Raw genomic sequence first — 13318 nt, forward strand, 5'->3', positions numbered from 1 at the left:
GTCATGACGGTCATCGCAACTCAGCCGCAATCGACAGAGCCGGTCTTTCACCTGGAGGACGAGCACGCGCACGCCGACGGCGCCAGCACGATGCTCGGCTTCTGGATCTACCTCATGAGCGACTGCCTGATCTTCGCGATCCTGTTCGCGACGTTCGGGGTTCTCGGCGGCAATTATGCCGCCGGTCCGGCGCCGAAGGATTTATTCGATCTCGATCTCGTCGCGATCAACACCGCGATGCTTCTGTTTTCGTCCATCACTTACGGCTTCGCCATGCTGGCCATGGAGAAAGGCAAGGTCGGATCGACGCAAATCTGGCTCGCGGTAACCGGAGTGTTCGGGCTGTGCTTTCTCGGTATTGAGCTCTTCGAGTTCGCGCACATGATCGGGGAGGGCGCCACGCCGCAGCGCAGCGCGTTCCTATCCTCGTTTTTCACGCTGGTCGGTACGCACGGCCTGCACGTCACGTTCGGCCTGGTCTGGCTGGTCACGCTCATGGCGCAGGTTGCCGTACATGGGCTCATTCCGGCCAACCGCAGGCGGTTGATGTGCCTGAGCATGTTCTGGCATTTCCTCGACGTGGTGTGGATCGGGGTTTTCACGTTTGTCTATCTGATGGGAATGCTGCGATGAGCGCAAACGCCGGAATGCATCACGGGGGTCATGAGGCGCCCGAGGGGCACGCGACCTTGCGCGGTTATGTGACTGGGTTCGCGCTTTCGGTCATCCTCACGGCTATCCCTTTCTGGCTGGTGATGGACAATGTGCTGGGCAACAAGCAGGCGGCCGCGGTTGTCATCATGGTGTTCGCCGCCGCCCAGGTCGTCGTCCACATGATCTATTTCCTGCATATGAACAGCCGAGCCGAACAGGGATGGACCATGCTGGCGCTGATCTTCACGATCGTCATGGTCGTTATCGCCCTGAGCGGCTCGCTTTGGGTGATGTATCACCTCAACGCCAACATGATGCCCGTTCACGATATGAGAAGCATGCCGTGAGCTCTGACGGGAGAGTATCCCGGGGGCTATTTCTATTTCTGACCGTGGCGGCGGCTGTCGGCTTTACCGCGCTGGGTGTCTGGCAACTCGAGCGGCGGGTCTGGAAGCTGGACCTGATACACAGCGTCGAGAACCGCATTCACGGGGTGGCGGAACCTGTCCCGGGGCGCACGTCGTGGCCGTCGATCAATCAAGCGGACGATGCGTACCGTCACGTCTATGTGGATGGGCGTTTTTTGCACGACCGCGAAACGCTGGTTCAGGCGGTAACGGAAAATGGGCCCGGTTTCTGGGTTTTGACTCCGCTGCAAACCAAAGACGGAGAGACGATTCTCGTCAATCGCGGCTTCGTCTCGCCTGAACGGCGGAGCCGCTCCGCGCGCGCGGAAGGTCTTTCAAAGGGCGACGTGCGGGTAACCGGGCTGCTGCGCATCAGCGAGCCGGGCGGCGGGTTTCTGCGAAGCAACGATCCGGATGCGGATCGATGGTACTCGCGGGACGTCGCGGCGATAGCCGGTGCGCGGCATCTGCCGGATGCGGCGCCGTTTTTTGTCGACGCCGACGCAACGCCCAATGCCGGTGGCTGGCCGGTCGGCGGGCTGACGGTTGTCGCTTTTCATAACAATCATCTCGTTTATGCATTCACGTGGTTTGCGCTGGCGCTGATGGCCGCGGGCGCGGCTCTGCGGCTCCTGCGCGGAGTTTGGTTACGGGAGGAGGAGCGCGTAAACTCGCGGTTGCCTGGCCTTATCAGGCGGCAGTTCGGAAAGCGGCCGGCGGCTGCTTCGAGGCACTCGCGATGTTAGAGTCGATATGGCCCCAAAATCGCAATCAAAACGCATCAGCCGAAGATGCGCCGTACCTGTGGACCACGGCGGACAGCCAGCAGGCATGGGGCTCGCCCGAACCCCGGGATGTGACCAATCGGAAGAATATGGCGCTCCTGATCCAGCTTCGCTGGACCGCGGTGATGGGCCAGATTGTTACGATCGGATTTGTTCAGCTGTGGCTGGGCATCAAGTTGCCTCTCGCGGCAATGGCGGCGGTGATTGCGGCTCTGGTCACGCTCAACGTCGTGAGCATGATTTGGACACGCCGACGCAAGGAGATCACCAGCCATGATTTGCTCCTCGCTCTCATGCTTGATGTCGCGGCGCTGACCGCTCAGCTTTATCTCAGCGGTGGAGCAAAGAATCCCTTCACGTCGCTTTATCTCCTGCAGATCACGCTCGGTGCGGTCCTGCTCGATGCCCGGTCGATCTGGTCGTTGGTTGTACTAACAACGGCCTCGCTTGTAGGGCTCACTGTCGCACATCGACCATTGCTGTTACCGCAGCAGGGCATTGGCGACGATTTTAGTCTCTACATCACGGGCATGTGTATCGGCTTCCTGCTCAACGCCGTGCTACTTGTCGTGTTCGTCACGCGGATCAATCGGAACTTGCGAGACCGTGATGCGCGCCTCGCGGCCATGCGCCAGCGCGCGGCGGAAGAAAGCCATATTGTCCGTATGGGTCTTCTTGCGTCGGGTGCCGCCCATGAACTTGGAACGCCACTTTCCTCGATCTCGGTGCTGCTGAGCGACTGGCGGCGTATGCCGGAGCTGGCCTCCCATCCGGATCTCATCGAGGACATCGCCGAAATGGAGTCCTCGCTGAAGCGCTGCAAGGCAATTGTGACTGGGATTCTCGTCTCGGCGGGCGAGGCGCGGGGTGAAGGGTCGGCTGCGACCACGGTTCATAAATTCGTGAACGGGCTCGCGGAAGAGTGGTCCAGCACCCGCTCCAAGAACACGCTTCATATTAAGAACGAATTCGGGGCCGATCTTGCGATCGTGTCCGATGCTGCGCTCAAGCAGGTCGTCTTTAATGTCCTCGACAATGCGCTGGAGGCGTCTCCGGGATGGATCGAGCTTGCTGCCGGACGCTCGGGCGACGCGCTCGTGCTCGCTATCAGCGATGTCGGTCCCGGCTTCTCGTCGGAGACGCTGGCGCAGCTCGGCAAGCCTTACAACTCCAGCAAGGGGCGCCCGGGCGGCGGCCTCGGGCTGTTTCTTGTTGTCAATGTCATCCGCAAGCTGGGGGGCAAGGTCTCGGCGGAAAATCGGGCGGATGGCGGCGCGCGCGTGACCCTTACGTTGCCGCTGGCCACGCTCGCGATCGGAGGCGGCGATGCCGGATGAGCGTATCCTGCTGATCGTGGAGGACGACGCGGGGTTTGCGCGCACGCTCAAGCGTTCGTTCGAACGGCGCGGATATGCCGTGCTTGTGACGGCGAGCCTCGAAGAGATACGAAAGACCCTGGAAACGTCATCGCCCGGCTACGCCGTGGTGGACCTCAAGCTCGGTGGCGTATCGGGTCTTGCTTGCGTAGAAGCTTTGCATGCGCACGATCCGGACATGCTGATCGTCGTGCTTACCGGGTTCGCCAGCATTGCAACGGCCGTGGAAGCGATCAAGCTTGGTGCCTGTCACTACCTTGCCAAGCCGTCCAGCACCGACGATATCGAGGCCGCTTTCCAGAAGGCCGAAGGCGACGCGGACGTCACCGTGGCGGAGAGGCCGACGTCCATCAAAACGCTCGAATGGGAGCGCATCCACCAGACGCTCATCGACACCGATTTCAACATCTCGGAGACGGCGCGGCGGCTTGGCATGCACCGGCGAACCCTCGCGCGGAAACTCGAGAAGCGGCAGGTAAAGTAGTCGTCTTATTGCATCGGCTATATTCAGAGCCGTTTATCGCAGCATTCGCGAATGCTCCTGTGATCGCCGTCAAGTACGGCGATGAAGACGTTTAGCTAAGTTGACACGAAAAGAGGCCCGCCCGGGGGCGAGCCTCTTGATTATCGTCGATCGCTTTACCGGCAGGTGCGGGTGCGGACCGTGACCCGGCGTCCGTGACGCCACGTGTGCCGGACGACCACGCGGCAACGTTCGGCGCGATGGCCGCGCCAATGCCGATGCCGGTAGCGATCTCCGTAGTAATGCCCGTGGTGATACCCAGGTCCGACGCGCACCCTTACGTCTTGGGCGCTTGCTGTGCTCGGACCCGCGAGCGCAATTGCTCCCAGCGCCATGGCGGCGGCAATCAGTATTCCCTTCATGTTGCTCCTCCGGCTAAGGTGAGAGGAAACGTATTCCCAGAGACTCGGTTCCAATCCGGGCCACTTTTTTTGGATCTATCGAGACGAAAGTGCTGGTTGGGAAATGCCTAGGTTCCGAGCGCCGCGGACAACGATCTCTGACTGCGAAGCGCAAAGAGGGAATGCATCGTCCGAACACGTGACCCGCAAGAAATGCTGTTGGCAAAGTCGCCGCTGCAATTCTTGCGCGTGAGCGGCTATCGTTTGCGGATGCTGCGGATCATCGATAGCTTTACGGCGACGATATGCTGTCGCATCTGGCTCTCGGCCTCGCGTGGTTCGCGGCCTAAAATAGCCTCGTAGATCCGGTGATGTGATTCATGGCGCTTGCGCACATCTTCGAGTTCAAAGGCCATGACGTTGTGTGCCGAAGCTTGTGGCATCCGCTGGCAGAGCCGTACGACCTCCTGCACGAGGTCGGAGCCCGCGGCCTCGAAAATCGCATTGTGAAATGCTTCGTTGACGGCCGCATAGGCGGCGCGCTGCGTCTCGGCGGGAGAGCGCTTGGCGAGCACAGCGTCGCCCTCGGCCAAGGTGCGCTCCAGCCTCTGCCGCAGCTCATCGCTTAAGCCGCGTTCGGCTGCCAGTCGTGCCGCGAGCCCTTCGGCCAGCGAGCGCATTTCATAGGCGTCGATGATTTCGGAAACCGGGAATTCACGGACCGTGAAGCCCTTGTTTGGCGTATGACGCAGCAGCCCTTCGCCCGCGAGCATCTGCAGGGCCGCACGCACCGGGGTGCGAGAGACCTTAAGTTCCTCGCTCAAGCGCACTTCGTTCAAGCGGCTGCCGAGCTTGAACTTTCCGTCGAGCAGCCCCTGACGCAGATGTTCGACCAGCCATGCTCCCTGGCGCTTGCTGCCGCCGTTTCGCATCAGAGCCGTCGCCAATCCTTCGTTGTCAGTTCGCGCCGCGTGTCGTGACCAGGGCCCGCAATTTAATCGGTGAATGGCGGCCGGCAAAGACAAATTGCATACAGACTCGAGTTGACGAAGGCAAAGTGTGTACACTAGGCTGGATCGTCGTAATAAATGTATACAATATCGGTGCCATGTCGGATCGTTTCGTTGTTCCTCCCAGTGTCCACGCCTTGCCGGTCGAAGGCGCCCCCGAACTCTTCGCCGTTCGCCGCATCTACTGCGTCGGGCGCAACTACATCGACCACATTCGGGAAATGAAGGAGGCGGACGAGCGGGATCCTCCGTTCTTCTTCCAGAAGCCGACCGACGCGCTGGTGCAGAATGGGGCGACGGTGGCGTATCCGATGGATACGCAAGACTTCCAGTTCGAGATCGAACTCGTCGTTGCCTTGGGCGGCGGCGGCCGCAGGATTCCTGTTCAGGCGGCGAAGGCTACGATTTTCGGCTACGCCGTCGGTCTCGATATGACGCGCCGGGATCGCCAGCGGGAGGCGCGTGATCGCGCGCTTGCCTGGGAGATGGGCAAGTCGTTCGACCAGTCGGCACCGTGCAGCGCGCTCGTTCCCGTGTCTTCGATCGGTCATCCGCATAGCGGCGCGATCACGCTGTCGGTCAACGGACAGGAGCGCCAGCGCGGCGATCTCTCGCAATTGATTTGGGGTGTGCCCGAGATCATTTCGAAGCTCTCGCAACAATACGAGCTCAAGCCCGGCGATCTCATTTACACGGGAACGCCCGCCGGGGTTGGCGCCGTCGTACCGGGCGACAGGCTGGTGGGCGAAATCGACGGCGTCGGACAACTGGCAATAACAATCGGCCCGGAGGAAAAGTAAGTGCTGCCGAATGAACGGCTTAAGTATTCGCCCATCGCGCAGCGCAAGCCGCTGACGCTGCCTAACGGTGCCCGTTGCGTTGTTTGGGTCATCGTGAACGTCGAAGAGTGGAATCCGCTTGAGACAATGCCCCGCACGGTGCTGACGCCGCCGGCGGGGGGATCGCCGACGCCGGACATTCCGAACTGGGCTTGGCATGAATACGGCAACCGCGTCGGCTTCTGGCGCATCTTGGAGGTGCTCGATCAGCTTGGCATCCCAGCCGCCCTTGCCATCAATGGTTCTGCGATCACCGCTTACGAACCGATTTCCCGCGCCGCGCTCGATCGGAAATGGGAGTTCATGGGCCACGGCTTCTCGCAAAAGAACATGCAGAAGGTGGCTAACGAGCGCGAGGACATCATCAAGACTCGCCAGGCGATCATCGATTTCACCGGAAAGCCACCGCGCGGCTGGCTCGGGCCGGGCCTCACCGAGACCTGGGAGACGCCGGACCTGCTCGTCGCGGAAGGGTACGATTATGTCTGCGATTGGGTTCTCGACGATCAGCCGGTCTGGCTAAAGACGCGGACCAAGCCGATCCTCAACGTTCCCTACACCCAAGAGTGCAACGACGTCGCAATGATGCTCATCCAGCATCACGTCGCAGCCGAATATCGCAATCGCGCCATCGATCAGTTCAATCAGATCTACCTGGATGCCGCCGGCTCGGCGCGCGTGATGGCACTGGTCGTACATCCTTACATCATGGGCGCGCCGCATCGCATTCGCTATTTCCGCGAGGCCCTTGAACATATCAGGAAGCACTCTGACGTCCTGTTTCAAACAGGTGAGCAGATCCACGACTGGTTCGTTGCCGGCAATCCCGCGGCCTGACCGTATAAGAAAATAGGGAGAGAAAACGCTCATGCATAAGCCGATCGCCGCCGCCAAGCCCGCCACAGCCTATGTGCTCCTCGGTGCGGGAGTCCTCATTCTTTCCTATTGCGTGAACGCAATGGACCGTACGCTATTTCCGCTTCTGCTCACGGACGTGCGGAAGGAATACGGACTCGGCCTGCCGGAGGCAGGGCTACTATCGACCATCTTCACGCTCGGGATGGCGGTCGCCGGTCTGCCGACCGGCTATCTGATGTCGCGCTACTCGCGCAAGACGGTAATCCAGGTCGGCATGCTGATCTACTCTGGCGGCACGGTTATTACCGTCCTGTCGTACGGTTTCTCCGACATGTTGGTTTATCGAGCGCTCACCGGCGTCGGCGAAGCCATGCAGCTCACTGCGCTGCTCGCCGTCTTCTCCAGCTATTTCGCGCGGCACCGCGCGGTCGCCGTCGGTGCGTTGAACTACGCCTATGCCTTCGGCGCGATTGTCGCGCCCGCCCTCGGCACGAAGCTTCTCGTCAGCTATGCGACCTGGCATGCACCGATGATCGTTTTCGGGGTTCTGGGCTTCGCGCTGATGGTGCTCGTAGCCTTGTTCGTTAGGCCGTGGCTCAGTGAAGTGACTGGCGAAGGTCAAGCCCATACTGCCGTCGGTGGCGCTATGAATCTTCGAAATCCCAACACCTATGTGCTGACCGCGCTGAGTGTCGTATTCGGCCTTGGTCTCTACGGTTATCTCGGCATGTACCCGACCTTCCTGCGCGAGCAATTGCACTTTGCACCGGCCGACATCGGGCGCGTGATGAGTACCTATGGCCTCGGTGTGCTCGTGTCGGCGTTCGCGGGCTGGCTTGGCGACCGGTTCTCGCCTCGGTTCGTGTTGAGTGTGAGCTTCCTTGCGGCGGCGGTGATCTCTGTAGGGCTGTTCAACGGCCCGACGGCAGTCGGCACGCAGGCGGCGTTATCGTTCTGTCTCGGCATGGCGTTCAGCGGCACCATCTTCGTCAATCTGGCCGCCTATCATGTCAAAGCGGTGCGCGGCGATCTCGCGGGGCGCGCTTCCGGTGTTTTCGTGACGTCTGTCTATGCCTCCGCCACGGTCGCCGGTTATCTCATCGGCTGGCTCGTCAAGCTGTTCGGTTGGAGCACGGCTGGCAACGTTCAACTGGCGGCACTGTGTCTCCTGGCTGCTATCCTGTCGCTGTTTGTGCGCCCCGAACTCATGACGCGCCGGGTGTAGAGGAAGAAATGACCGCAACATCAAGCCTGCCCCAACTCAAGGTCAACGTCTTCCCGGGAGGCTTTAACTGGGGCCTCTATGTCGGGATCGACCAGGGACTGTTCGCCGCGGAGGGGATCGACATTGCGGTCCTGCCGACGCCCAACTCCGTCACGCAGATGACCGAATTGTCGGAGGGCAAGTTCGATATCGCCATGACGGCGGTCGATAACATCGTTGCTTACCGTGAAGGGCAGGGCGAGGCACCCATCGGTGCGCAGCCCGAGTTCTTTGCCTTTATGGGCAGCGACAGCGGCTTCCTTCGGCTTGTCGCAGCGTCGGAGATCGCGTCCATCGAGAACCTGCGCGGGAAGCTCCTCTCTGTCGACGCGTTGACGACCGGTTACGCCTTTGTGCTGTACGAAATTTTGCGGCGTAACGGCATGATTGCGGGCGATTACCGGCTGAGACGGGTCGGCGGCATGATCCAGCGGCTCAACAGCATGCTGGATGGAAACGAAGTGGCGACGCTTCTCTCGGCGCCTTACAATCTTGTCGCTAGGTCGCGCGGGCTGACGCAACTCGTCTCCGCTGTTTCCGTCGTCGGTCCGTATCAAGGCAATGTCGCTGCCGCGCGGCGATCATGGGCGCAGGCCAACCGTGACAAGGTCGTGGCGTTTATTCGTGCCTACCGGCGGGCGATCGCGTGGCTTTACGAGCCGACCAATCGTGAGCAGGCGATCGCGACATTGATCCGGCATGTGCCCGGTATGTCGAAGGACCTTGCGGAAGCGAGCTATCCGGAGCTGCTCGCGCCGGAAGATGGGTTCTTCCGGGATTGCCGAATCGACCTCGCTGGATTGCGTTGTGTGTTGGATCTACGCAGCCGGTACGCAACTCCGCAAAAGCAATTGTCCGATCCGATGCAATATTGCGATCTTAGCTATTTCGTGCAGGCGATAGCCGGCTGACGCATCTCACGCGACATTCGGATGGGAAGGTTTCAAAAGGGTGTTGAGATGATCGTCGTGCCACCGCTGCCTGACAAGCTCGAGCAATTGACCCGGACCGATTACCCGCGCGTGTCGGACGCGGAGATGCAGCGCCGGCGCGTGCTGGTCGAAGGCTTGCTCCGGGACAAAGGCTGCGACCACCTGATTTTCTGCGGCGCAAACCGCACCGGTTCGGTCGTGCAGTGGCTGACGCACTGGCCGGTCACTAACGAGGCGGTGGGTGTGTTCACGCCTGGCGAGCGCAGCGCGATGTTCGTGCAATACGTCAACCATGCGGAGCTCGCGAGCATCATCGCCAAGGAGACGGACGTCGCCTGGGGCGATCCGACCTCGGTCGCGGCCGCGATCGGCGTATTGAAGCAGCGCAAGGCGCGGTCAGGACGGGTCGCATTCATTGGCCCGCTTGGGGCGCGGCAGTATGAAGCGCTGTCGAGCGAGTTCGGGCGCATCCACGATCTCAACGCCGACTATACGCGCTTCCGGCAGGTCAAATCCGATGAAGAGCTCGACTGGTTTCGGATCGGCGCGCATTTCGCCGACCTCGGCATGGCTGCGCTGCGGAATCATCTGCGTCCCGGTATCAGCGAGATCGAACTCTGCGCGCTGATCGAGCAGGCTTACGTGTCTCTTGGCGGCGGTCACGCGATCCATTTCGTCGGCAGCACTCCGATGGAGGCGCCGACGGTGCCGGTGCCGCGGCAATATCCATCGCACCGGCGCATTGCCGTTGGCGACGCGGTGAGCGCGGAGATCAGCGCCGCGTTCTGGGATCATTCCGGTCAGGTGCTGCGCAGTTTCACGGTCGGCAAGGAGCCGAACGCGCTCTATCGCGACCTGCATCGGGCAGCCGATGCCGCCTTTGACGCCGTCTGCGCGGTGCTGCGGCCAGGGGCGATGCCGGCCGATGTGATCGAGGCGGCCAGTGTGATCGAGGAGGCCGGCTTCACGATTATTGACGACCTGCTGCACGGCTACGGCGGCGGATACCTCGCGCCTATCTTGGGCAGCAAGAGCCGGCCGGCAGGGCCCGTGCCAACAGAACCATTCCGCGCCGGGCAAACGGTGGTTGTTCAACCGAACGTCGTGACCCGCGATCGCAAAGCGGGCGTGCAGATGGGCGAGCTTGTTGTCATCACGGACAGTGGCGTCGAGAGAATGCACCGTTATCCGCGGGCCTTCGAAACGATCGCCGTTTGATATTGTGGACCGCGCCGGCCGGGAGTTGCGCGGATCGATCGCCGGACGCCTCTATTTCAGCCCGACGTTTGTGATCGAGATCAATCGGCTGGTTAGGCGAGGCTGCGGCGCGGACCCTGGCGGGGCAGGGCTTACGGCCAAGTCTATTTCCCCTTGGGATGCTGTGGCGGCGGCCGTACTCTGACGGTCGGCGAAGCTTCGAACCCGTTCGTGCTGCGCTATTGGCAGACGGCCGGCATTGCTAGCTTGGGACAGGGCTAGCGAGGTAGCAGCGGTTGCTGCCGCACTGGGCCAAACGTCTTTTGAGGCGCTGGATCTGGGCGGCTGCGTCGATGCACCGTGTGCTGGTGCCGTCGTCGTGCATGGTGGATCGGGTGAGCCTTGGCTGGGGAACTAGGATTCGAACCTAGACAAACAGAGTCAGAGTCTGTTGTGCTACCGTTACACCATTCCCCAGTAAGCACATGATTTAATTAGGAAATATTGAAGTCGCTGGCAAGCCCCGTGAGGGCGCCGAAGCGGCGATTCCCGTTCAAATCGAGGCTTCTGTACGACGCCCCGGGTTTGCGGTCCAGTCCCTATTCGTTTTGGGTAAGCGGGCGGCGGCGGGTCAGGACGGTCAGGATGGTCAGCATCGACAGGACGGCCACGACCAGGAACACCAGCCGCGGCGAGCCGTGGTCCATCAACGGGCCGAAGATCAGCGGCGCGATGATTCCACCGATGTTGAAGCCGGTGGTGACGAAGCCGAACACCTTGCCGAAGGAGCCGGGCGGCGTGACTTCACGCACGATCATGTCGCGTGAGGGGCTGATGATGCCCGCGGCCAGTCCGGCGAGCGACATGGCGACCACCAGCATCACGGCGCCGAAGTCGACCTCGCCGACGATGAAGGTGAACACGCCGGTCGCCGCGAGGCCGAGCGCCGTCACCAGGCCGTGGCGCGAGGTGCGGGCGACCAGCAGGCCGCCCATCAACACGCCGATCGCCGACAGCAGCAGGAAGCCGGTCAGCGCCGTGTTGGCGGTCGCCACCGGCGTGCCATGCAGCACCCCCAGCGCCACCACCGAATAGTTCGACAGGCCGGCGTTGGTAATGGCGATCAGCATGAAGAACACGAGATTGAGCACGATCGGCGCCGAGAACAGCAAACTCCAGGCGCTTTGATCCGGCGCGGCCGCCTGTCGTGAATGCGGCGTGACCGGGCCTTCGCCGGTCATGGCGAGCAGGGCCGCGACCGCGATGCCGAGTATGCCCGCTCCGACGAAGGCGCCGCGCCAGCCCCAGAAGTCCTGCATCAACAGCAGGCTGAACGGTGCGACGGCCGAGCCGAGCATGCCGGCGAAAGTGTGCACCGAAAACGCCTGGCCGATGCTCCTGGCGGGCACATGCTGCGACAGCATCGCGTAATCGGCGGGGTGATAGACCGTGTTGCCGATGCCTGCGACTGCGAACATCGCCACGAACACCCAGAACGAGTCGATCAATCCCGCCGCGATGAAGGCGAAGGCGCCGAGCAGCAAACCGCCGATCAGCAGTGGCCGCGCGCCAACCCGGTCGACGATGAATCCGGCCGGCGTTTGCAACGCCGCCGAGACGACGTTGAACGCCGCGAAGGCGAAACCGATCTCGGTGTAGGTGACGCCGTACTCAGCGCGCACGAACGGCATCAGTGGCGCGAGGAGGATGATGTAATAGTGCGATACGAAATGCGCCGCGCTGACCGCACCGACGATGCGGACGTGTGGCGCATGGGCGGAGCCCAAGCTCTCAGTCGTCTCTGTCATAATATGAATCCCGGCGTCGGGACTATGGCCCGCCGCGCCGCCGCGATAAAGCCCCCAGGGCGAGGGGGCCCCATGCGCTCGGCGCGGAGACCGGCGGAACTTTTGCGGTCGGCGATCAGACCTTGGTGGTGGCGATGCGGGCGGCTGCCTTGGCGTTGAAGGCCATGTCGTCGAGATTGGCGATCGGCGCGCGGCCCTTCGCCATGGCCCGGTGGAAGTCGCCTTTCGACAGCGGCGGCAGGTCGGCAATGATCGACCAATGATCGCCACCGTCGCGGCTCTCAAAGACTTGGCCATCGGTGTCGCCGGCGAAGATCGCGGTCTCGTTGCCGTGTGCGGCAATGCTCATCGCTGAGAAAAGCGCGCGCTGGCCGTCGGGCAGACCGCCGAGTAGGCGTTCCCATGTCTTGCCGCCATCGCGGCTGCGCGCGATCTTCCCGCGGGCGCGGCCGAGCTTGTACCAATGCGGCGGCCAGCCGACGGCAGCCGAGACGAACAGGAGATCCGGATCGTCCGGATGCATCACGCAGGCGTCCGGGTAATCCATGCCGGGCAGCTTTGCGTCTCGCGTCCAGGTCGCGCCCTTGTCTTCGCTGCGCATCAGGCCAACGAGGCCGTTGGCGATCAGGATCTGGTTGGGACGCCGCGTGTCGATCATGATGCGATGCACATCGCATTCGCCGATCTCGGGATCGATCTTGAGATCGATGAACGTGGCGCCACCATCGCGCGAGCGCAGCAGCGCGCCGATTTCGATGCCGACATAAAGCTCGTCATTGTGGATGACGATCTCTTTGACATGGCCGAGGCGTGGCGGCGGTGGAAACGTCCATTGCCCCACGCTGTCGACCTGCCGCAAGGCCGGCAGTTCGCGCCAGTTTTCGCCCCCGTTGTCGCTGATGAACAGATGTGCCGGCATGCTGCCGGCGAGCACCACCTCGCGCCCACCAAGCGTGCCGGCGCGCGCGGCCCACAGATCGAATTGCGTGATGCCGTTATTGACCCACCGCCACGTGCGGCCCTCGTCGTCGCTGCGCGCCATGCCGACGCCGCGCGTTGCCGCGAACAGTGCGCCGCCCGGCGCGCGCGTCAGCGCCGCCACGAAGCAGCCGGCGAGCGCGTGATGCACCGTCTGCCAAGCGCCGTTGCCGTCGCGTGCGAGCAGATGCACGCCATCGACGGTGGCGACCGCGAGCGTGGTTTCGGGCTGCGTGGCGCGGTAAGCGGTGTCTCCACCGGGCGAAAGCAAAATCATGGGTCGATATCCAAACGTCGGATGAAAAGGCGGCGGCCCGCGCGAAGCCCGGGCCGCCTTATCAGTCTA

13 protein-coding genes and 1 tRNA gene are annotated in these 13318 nt (G+C 62.3%); 10 read left to right on the plus strand and 4 right to left on the minus strand.

What is annotated here, in order from left to right; translation table 11 throughout:
* Positions 1 to 3 precede the first annotated feature (3 nt).
* Genes cyoC through DW352_RS02180 form a run of 5 tightly spaced genes read left to right on the plus strand, consistent with a single transcriptional unit; the run spans position 4 to position 3706 of the window.
* Complete coding sequence (gene cyoC / locus DW352_RS02160) at positions 4 to 633, plus strand: cytochrome o ubiquinol oxidase subunit III (protein WP_115688097.1); 630 nt, start codon at positions 4 to 6, stop codon at positions 631 to 633.
* Positions 630 to 1001 (plus strand): cytochrome o ubiquinol oxidase subunit IV, encoded by a 372-nt coding sequence (gene cyoD / locus DW352_RS02165; protein WP_115688099.1) that lies wholly within the window; start codon positions 630 to 632, stop codon positions 999 to 1001. Before cyoC ends, cyoD begins: the two co-directional genes overlap by 4 nt.
* Positions 998 to 1807 (plus strand): SURF1 family protein, encoded by an 810-nt coding sequence (locus DW352_RS02170; protein WP_115688101.1) that lies wholly within the window; start codon positions 998 to 1000, stop codon positions 1805 to 1807. Before cyoD ends, DW352_RS02170 begins: the two co-directional genes overlap by 4 nt.
* Complete coding sequence (locus DW352_RS02175) at positions 1801 to 3183, plus strand: ATP-binding protein (RefSeq protein WP_115688103.1); 1383 nt, start codon at positions 1801 to 1803, stop codon at positions 3181 to 3183. Before DW352_RS02170 ends, DW352_RS02175 begins: the two co-directional genes overlap by 7 nt.
* Entirely contained in the window at positions 3173 to 3706 is a 534-nt protein-coding gene (locus tag DW352_RS02180; RefSeq protein WP_115688105.1) for a response regulator transcription factor, read from the plus strand. Before DW352_RS02175 ends, DW352_RS02180 begins: the two co-directional genes overlap by 11 nt.
* A gap of 637 nt (positions 3707 to 4343) precedes the next feature.
* Here the strand turns inward: DW352_RS02180 and DW352_RS02185 are convergent.
* Positions 4344 to 5033: a GntR family transcriptional regulator gene (locus DW352_RS02185; protein WP_162826724.1), complete on the minus strand. Its 690-nt coding sequence runs from the start codon at positions 5031 to 5033 to the stop codon at positions 4344 to 4346.
* Positions 5034 to 5194: 161 nt separating this feature from the next.
* Here DW352_RS02185 and DW352_RS02190 point away from each other — a divergent pair, with 161 nt between their 5' ends.
* The 5 genes from DW352_RS02190 (at position 5195) to DW352_RS02210 (ending at position 10207) form a co-directional block, all read left to right on the plus strand.
* Positions 5195 to 5896: a fumarylacetoacetate hydrolase family protein gene (locus tag DW352_RS02190; protein WP_115688109.1), complete on the plus strand. Its 702-nt coding sequence runs from the start codon at positions 5195 to 5197 to the stop codon at positions 5894 to 5896.
* On the plus strand, positions 5897 to 6772 hold the full coding sequence (locus DW352_RS02195; protein WP_115688111.1) for a polysaccharide deacetylase family protein: 876 nt from the start codon (positions 5897 to 5899) through the stop codon (positions 6770 to 6772).
* A 31-nt stretch (positions 6773 to 6803) separates the two neighbouring features.
* Complete coding sequence (locus tag DW352_RS02200) at positions 6804 to 8018, plus strand: MFS transporter (protein WP_115688113.1); 1215 nt, start codon at positions 6804 to 6806, stop codon at positions 8016 to 8018.
* Positions 8019 to 8026: 8 nt separating this feature from the next.
* Positions 8027 to 8968 (plus strand): ABC transporter substrate-binding protein, encoded by a 942-nt coding sequence (locus DW352_RS02205; RefSeq protein WP_115688115.1) that lies wholly within the window; start codon positions 8027 to 8029, stop codon positions 8966 to 8968.
* Positions 8969 to 9094: 126 nt separating this feature from the next.
* Positions 9095 to 10207: a M24 family metallopeptidase gene (locus DW352_RS02210; protein WP_210209916.1), complete on the plus strand. Its 1113-nt coding sequence runs from the start codon at positions 9095 to 9097 to the stop codon at positions 10205 to 10207.
* Between the two features lie 382 nt (positions 10208 to 10589).
* On the opposite strand, the gene DW352_RS02215 is transcribed toward DW352_RS02210, so the two are convergent.
* The 3 genes from DW352_RS02215 to DW352_RS26615 all read right to left on the minus strand — a co-directional run bounded on the left by DW352_RS02215 (position 10590) and on the right by DW352_RS26615 (position 13249).
* Positions 10590 to 10663 (minus strand) — tRNA-Gln (locus DW352_RS02215).
* A gap of 122 nt (positions 10664 to 10785) precedes the next feature.
* On the minus strand, positions 10786 to 11994 hold the full coding sequence (locus DW352_RS02220; protein WP_162826726.1) for an MFS transporter: 1209 nt from the start codon (positions 11992 to 11994) through the stop codon (positions 10786 to 10788).
* Positions 11995 to 12109: 115 nt separating this feature from the next.
* On the minus strand, positions 12110 to 13249 hold the full coding sequence (locus DW352_RS26615) for a WD40/YVTN/BNR-like repeat-containing protein (RefSeq protein ID WP_162826727.1): 1140 nt from the start codon (positions 13247 to 13249) through the stop codon (positions 12110 to 12112).
* Positions 13250 to 13318 lie beyond the last annotated feature (69 nt).

Source organism: Pseudolabrys taiwanensis, assembly GCF_003367395.1.
Taxonomy (GTDB): Bacteria; Pseudomonadota; Alphaproteobacteria; order Rhizobiales; family Xanthobacteraceae; genus Pseudolabrys; species Pseudolabrys taiwanensis.

What these genes read in the sequence shown, in the direction of transcription:
- cyoD (WP_115688099.1), top strand. Translation starts at nt 630, where the DNA reads ATGAGCGCAAACGCCGGAATGCATCACGGGGGTCATGAGGCGCCCGAG.
- DW352_RS02175 (WP_115688103.1), top strand. Translation starts at nt 1,801, where the DNA reads ATGTTAGAGTCGATATGGCCCCAAAATCGCAATCAAAACGCATCAGCC.
- DW352_RS02190 (WP_115688109.1), top strand. Translation starts at nt 5,195, where the DNA reads ATGTCGGATCGTTTCGTTGTTCCTCCCAGTGTCCACGCCTTGCCGGTC.
- DW352_RS02200 (WP_115688113.1), top strand. Translation starts at nt 6,804, where the DNA reads ATGCATAAGCCGATCGCCGCCGCCAAGCCCGCCACAGCCTATGTGCTC.
- DW352_RS02220 (WP_162826726.1), bottom strand. Translation starts at nt 11,994, where the DNA reads ATGACAGAGACGACTGAGAGCTTGGGCTCCGCCCATGCGCCACACGTC.
- DW352_RS02210 (WP_210209916.1), top strand. Translation starts at nt 9,095, where the DNA reads ATGCAGCGCCGGCGCGTGCTGGTCGAAGGCTTGCTCCGGGACAAAGGC.
- cyoC (WP_115688097.1), top strand. Translation starts at nt 4, where the DNA reads ATGACGGTCATCGCAACTCAGCCGCAATCGACAGAGCCGGTCTTTCAC.
- DW352_RS26615 (WP_162826727.1), bottom strand. Translation starts at nt 13,249, where the DNA reads ATGATTTTGCTTTCGCCCGGTGGAGACACCGCTTACCGCGCCACGCAG.
- DW352_RS02205 (WP_115688115.1), top strand. Translation starts at nt 8,027, where the DNA reads ATGACCGCAACATCAAGCCTGCCCCAACTCAAGGTCAACGTCTTCCCG.
- DW352_RS02180 (WP_115688105.1), top strand. Translation starts at nt 3,173, where the DNA reads ATGCCGGATGAGCGTATCCTGCTGATCGTGGAGGACGACGCGGGGTTT.